We start from the raw sequence: 5145 nt of genomic DNA on the forward strand, positions 1-5145 counted from the left end.
AGGTCCCGGTGCGCGGCGATATAGGTCTTCACCGTGGTGAGGCCGCCGGCGTAGCCCTGGCCGAGCAGCCGCTCGAATATCACCTGCGAGTTGGTGACGCCCTTCCGCAGGAGGTCGTCCACCAGGCCGGTGTGGCCGGCGAGCACGCCCGGCGCGGCCCTCCTCCCGCTGTTCCCGTGGGGCAGGGCCCTGAACCCGTGTGCCCTGACCGTCCTCGCGCGGGAGCGGGTGAGCCCCGTCCTCCTGCAGAACTCCGCGAGGTTGCATGCCTGCGGGTCGAACCCGTCGCCCTCCTCCGCGGCCATCTCCCGGAGCGCCGCGTCTATAATCTCCTGTAGGTCATCGTGTCTCTCGTTCACCTCAATGGTCCTCCTAACGCCGGCGTGTTGGCACCACCAGCGTAGTGGCGGCGGGGAGGCACGGTGGCCATTATTCGGTGACCGGGATTGGTCAAAATAGTTTGACTATTAGCGGCTAAAATCGCCCGGCGCTAACACTTTAAAGAAAGCGACCCCATGTTGGTCTCATTTGAGTACCTGCCGTGCCGTGTACGCTTTGCCGAGGACCCTTCCGAGCTAGTCTTTGACTACCGCCTTCCCATCCGCTCCAACATCGACCATATTCTGGGCGACGAGGAGAACCTGACGCGCATTCCCGCCAGCCTGATGGGGGAGGGCAACTCGCTGCTGCTGCGCCGTGCCTTTGAGGGAGCCGTCGTCGAGGCCGCCCGCCGCGCCGCAGCCAACTACACGCTCGCGGTGCCGCAGTTCTACGGCGCCCGGATCCAGCTGCTCTTGCCGCTGTGCCTGACCGGCGACAAGCCCGAACTGGCGCTGACCATCCAGCGCGAGGACGGCTTCTACGCAGCGCGCACCTGCCTCACGCTCGACATGGCCTACAACAACGCACGACTTATCTGCCGCCCCGAGACCTCGTGGATTAAACGATAAAGGGCGGTTTAACTGCGGGTTTGCCGATTGCTTTGGTTGCTTTGGCTTGGCTAGCACCCACGAATTTAAAATCGTGGGCAAAAAGTTCTTGGTAAACCAGGCGCGGCTATGATAGTATCTCTTTTGCCGAAAGGCGACGGGCGATTGGCTCAGGGGTAGAGCATATCCTTCACACGGATGGGGTCACAAGTTCGAATCTTGTATCGCCCACCATCTAAAGCACAGGTCAGAGGTGTTGTGCCTCTGACCTTTTTCTTTTTGACACCAAGGCCGACACCAAAATCGAATCGAAGTCGTATAAGGCGTCATTTTTTTCGCGCCCTTTTAATATGAGAAAGCCATTGTCAATAGGCGTGTTTGTTCGAGCCCGGTTTTAAACCGGGCTTTTTCGTTTCCCGTCGGGAGGGCCCGCGCACTCTGCACGTTTAGTCGACGCTTGCCTGGCAAGCTAATATCCGCGGGCTCTTGCGGGCGCGCTGCCGGCGGTCAGCCCGGTATGTCCGCGCACCCCACCGCATTTCGATTCTCCGTCCGGCGCGCTCGTCCGAAACCAGTCTTGTTCACGGGCGCGGCCCTTGGGCTGCCCAAAAAGGGCTCGTGAACGCGCGCCGGCGATGCGTCGAGGCGCGGGCCCTCCCGGCGGGAGGCTTGTTGTCCGACGGGGTCAGCCGAGGGTCCCCTCCGCCCGGCACCCGATCTCCCAGACCCAGCAGGCGAGCTCGCGCGCGACGGCGGCGTTTGCCTTGCACGAGCTCTTGCTCGCCGCCGCCAGCGCCTCGCGGCGGCGGCAGAGCCTGGCGGTGCAGTCGTCGGCGCGCGGCCGGATCGCCGCGGGGACGTCCGCGCCGGGCGCCGGGGCCTTCGGGCGGGGCGTGCACGTCAGGTAGTGCCACGCCGACTCCACCAGTGCCGTCCTGGCGAGCCGGTTGCCCGTCTTGGTTATCCCGCCGCGCCGCTCGGTCTCGCCGCTCGAGCGCTCCGACGGGACCAGCCCGCACCAGCTCGCGAAGGCCGGGGCCGTCCGGAACCTCGTGAAGGAGCCCGCCTCGGCTGCGAGCCTGAAGGCCGTCAGGGTGTCGATTCCCTTGATGCAGGAGAGCGCCTCGACGGCCGGGCGCCACCGGTCGGTCCGGGCGAGGGCGAGCACCTTCTTCTCGAGCTGCCGGCGGTCCGACTCCGCGCACCTCGCGGCCGTGACGTAGTACTCGAGCACGTCGCGCTGGGGCCCCTCGAGCCTGCTCCCGGATATCCACCTCCAGTGGGCGCGCGTCCAGGATCCCTTCCTCGCCCCGTCGGCGTTGCGCTCGTCCCAGACGTGGCCCAGCCTGATCAGGAACATGTTGAGGCGCTGCCTGGCGCGGCGGCACTCCGCCGTGGCGTCGTCGAGGGCGCGGTCGAGGTCCCGGGCGGCCTCGACGGCCGCATCGGGCAGCGGGACCTCCACGATGTTGTGGGTGGCGAGCATGCGGGCGATGAACTCGGCGTCGCGCCGGTCGTTCTTGCGGCGCGCGTCCGCCGCCGGCCTCTGCATCTTGGAGACGGCGGCCACGGCGCAGTCGAGGCCGAGCGCGCGCAGCTCGCGCGCCATGTGGAAGCCGGTGGGGCCGCTCTCGTAGCAGGCCCTGGGCTCCTCGAACCCGAGGGCCCACTCCGCGATCTCGGCGGCGTCCGTCCCGAAGTCACGGTGCACCACCTCGCCGGTGAAGGGGTTGAACGCCGCGGCGGCGACCGATCGCGCGTGGACGTCCAGGCCGATGGAGGTAACATGGGGCATGGGAAGCCTCCTCCCCGCAGGTGCGGTAAGGGCTACCGCACGGGCCGATACTCAAAGCCCATTGTGGCATCCCGAGCCCGCGGAAAGAAGCTGCGCCGCGGGGGAGGCGACCCAAATGGCTTTCTCATATCGTCTTGATGACGCCATTGCATGTTTTGTATAAAACACATCCGTATTTTCATTGAACTCCCCATGTGATTCGAGCGCAAATGTGGAGACAGGGACCGCATGCCCAGAGCGCCTTCCAGCGGATTTCTATCACACGACGGTTTTTCGGCAGAACTCGTCAAGCTTTTGGTCAGCGTTTGGTCAGCTTCCGGTACTTACCCGCATGATGCCCCGGTAGATAATCGTCCACGACCACAACCGCACGGTCTACGGCCGATACCAGGGGAGGCGCAAATGGACGAAATCGTCTGCGCAAACACCGCATTCCGCTATTGGCGCTGCCCACCGCAGGTGCGCGACCTCTACCCGCGCCTACCCAACTCCGAAGAAGGCTGGCGAGCTCTATCCCAAGCCCCTTTCGTAACCGACGTCCTCAAGACCCCAGTCATCACAGCAGCATCAACTCGAAGCAACCTACATTCCGAGACAAGACGGACCATCCGATGGAACAGCGCCTATACAGAGAAGGTCTCGATCGACACGGGCATGGGCTTTAGCGTCACAGACCCTCTTCATACGCTATTTACCATGACTCGAAGCGTTTCTTCATGCGACCTGGTTCTGGCCATGTACGAGCTCTGCGGATGGTTTTCGGTTTTTAAACCATCGCCCGCGGTCGACATGGCACTTGAGCAAGCAAAATCAGAAGAAGAGCAGTACACCACAGAAAGTCTTTTTGAACTAGATGAAACCCAAGACGAGGCCCCATGGAAGCGAGTCTATGCTCGGGCGAGCCAGAAGGACAGCGAGAATGATCAAAGTGGGCAGCAGAATGACGGATCCGGAAATAAAGCAAACGGAAAAGGCACATCGCTCTGGATGAGAAAGCCTCTTATTGAAATAGAAGAACTGCACAGATTTGCAGCGAAGGTTAAGGGCGAGATGTGGGGAAAACAATTCTACGAAGCCGCACGGCAGGTAATGGGTATTGCGGCATCCCCGCTAGAAGTTGCTGGAATCATGTTGCTAAGTCTTCCGAGGCGTACTGGCGGAGCGGAGTTTAAAAACATATACGTCAACGACTTAACACCGCTGTCGAATTCAGCTCGAAAAATCGCAGGTCAGAAAATCTGTTACGGCGATATCGTCATCGTAAACCCAATAATAATGAAAGCTGTGATTATCGAACTTCAGGGAGAGGTTATCCATGGTTCAGGCGCCGTGCTGGACCACGATGCCGCACGAATGACAGCATTACAAAGCATGGGATACGACGTATTTCTTGTAACCCATGACATGCTCAATGATCACGATCAGCTTGATGCCATCATTCACAGTGTGTGTGAGCGATTGGAGTTGCGCTACAAACCAAAAACCGAGGCGATGAGATGCGCTGAGACCAGATTGCGAGCCAACGTTCTGTGCAATTGGCTTGGTATTGGTAAGTAATAATGTTCAAGTGAGCATTATTACTACTTTATATGCTGCCAGTAATTAAGTGCCATTTTAAAACCACGCCGGTTTACTACGTTGGATTGGGGGTAGCTGAGCACACCGAATTCGTCGCTCGTAAAACCGCAGGTAGAATGCCTGCCCGTTTTGCGAATGTAGGCGTGTGGTCGGAAATCCGGGAATCCTCGTAGTAAACCGGTCCGTTTATGAAGCGACCAGCTGGCGCGAGCTGCGCACGGTTCAGTAAATTGACCCGAAGGCGCGGAGAGGGGCTCAGACGAAACCCTCCCGCGGAAGCACCGCGGATTGCTTTGTTCTGGCCGGCGGCACCTGGGGCGACATGCGCGCCCCGGGAAGGAGGGCGGCGGGCTTGCCGCTGCCCGCGGGGCGCGCCCCGCGGGCTATTTCGGGCATCGTGTGTCCCTTCGGCCCCGCGCCTTTCCACGCACGGTTGATTTTCAATCTCAACGCAACAGCCTGAACGGACCCCGCGTTTCCGCAGCTAGCGCAACGCGGAAATAGCTCCCGGCACCTGGCCATCACTTCGTTTCCGCAGGTGGAGGGGCTGTGGAGTCCGGTGCCCCCATGCCGCCGCCGCATGCTCCGCCAGCCCGCCGCGCAGCCGTTCCGGACTCAGCGCAACGGGCCCTCCGGCCCATGTCCCGGCCCGCCGCCTATCCCGCCAGCGGCCCCTCGCCCCTCGCGGCCCTGGCCCTTTCGATGCAGCCGGGCGTGAGGTCGAGCTCGCCGGGCGCCAGCTCCTCTATCCCGAACGCGTCCATGAGGGCGGAGGCGTCCTCCCCGAGGGCCATCCGCAGCACGCGCGCCGGCGTCAGGAACCCGAGCGCCCCCCTCGGCTCG

General features: G+C 62.1%; 3 protein-coding genes, 1 tRNA gene and 2 pseudogenes. 3 read left to right on the plus strand and 3 right to left on the minus strand.

What is annotated here, in order from left to right; all coding sequences use genetic code 11:
• Positions 1–359: pseudogene (locus tag HMPREF9463_RS11190) on the minus strand (IS21 family transposase); the annotation flags it as partial.
• Between the two features lie 156 nt (positions 360–515).
• Here HMPREF9463_RS11190 and HMPREF9463_RS08040 point away from each other — a divergent pair.
• Together HMPREF9463_RS08040 and HMPREF9463_RS08045 are read left to right on the plus strand one after the other, a co-directional pair.
• On the plus strand, positions 516–950 hold the full coding sequence (locus tag HMPREF9463_RS08040) for a DUF3825 domain-containing protein (RefSeq protein ID WP_084591844.1): 435 nt from the start codon (positions 516–518) through the stop codon (positions 948–950).
• A 138-nt stretch (positions 951–1088) separates the two neighbouring features.
• Positions 1089–1163 (plus strand) — tRNA-Val (locus HMPREF9463_RS08045).
• Positions 1164–1614: 451 nt separating this feature from the next.
• Here the strand turns inward: HMPREF9463_RS08045 and HMPREF9463_RS08050 are convergent.
• Positions 1615–2724 (minus strand): IS110 family RNA-guided transposase, encoded by a 1110-nt coding sequence (locus tag HMPREF9463_RS08050; RefSeq protein WP_035138307.1) that lies wholly within the window; start codon positions 2722–2724, stop codon positions 1615–1617.
• A 402-nt stretch (positions 2725–3126) separates the two neighbouring features.
• Between HMPREF9463_RS08050 and HMPREF9463_RS08055 the strand changes: the two genes are divergently transcribed.
• Positions 3127–4281, plus strand: a complete 1155-nt coding sequence (locus HMPREF9463_RS08055; protein ID WP_035138310.1) for a hypothetical protein — start codon at positions 3127–3129, stop codon at positions 4279–4281.
• A gap of 677 nt (positions 4282–4958) precedes the next feature.
• Here HMPREF9463_RS08055 and HMPREF9463_RS11410 read toward each other — a convergent pair.
• Positions 4959–5145, minus strand: a pseudogene (locus tag HMPREF9463_RS11410) (IS30 family transposase); the annotation flags it as partial.

The sequence above is a fragment of the Collinsella sp. 4_8_47FAA genome (assembly GCF_000763055.1).
Taxonomy (GTDB): Bacteria; Actinomycetota; Coriobacteriia; order Coriobacteriales; family Coriobacteriaceae; genus Collinsella.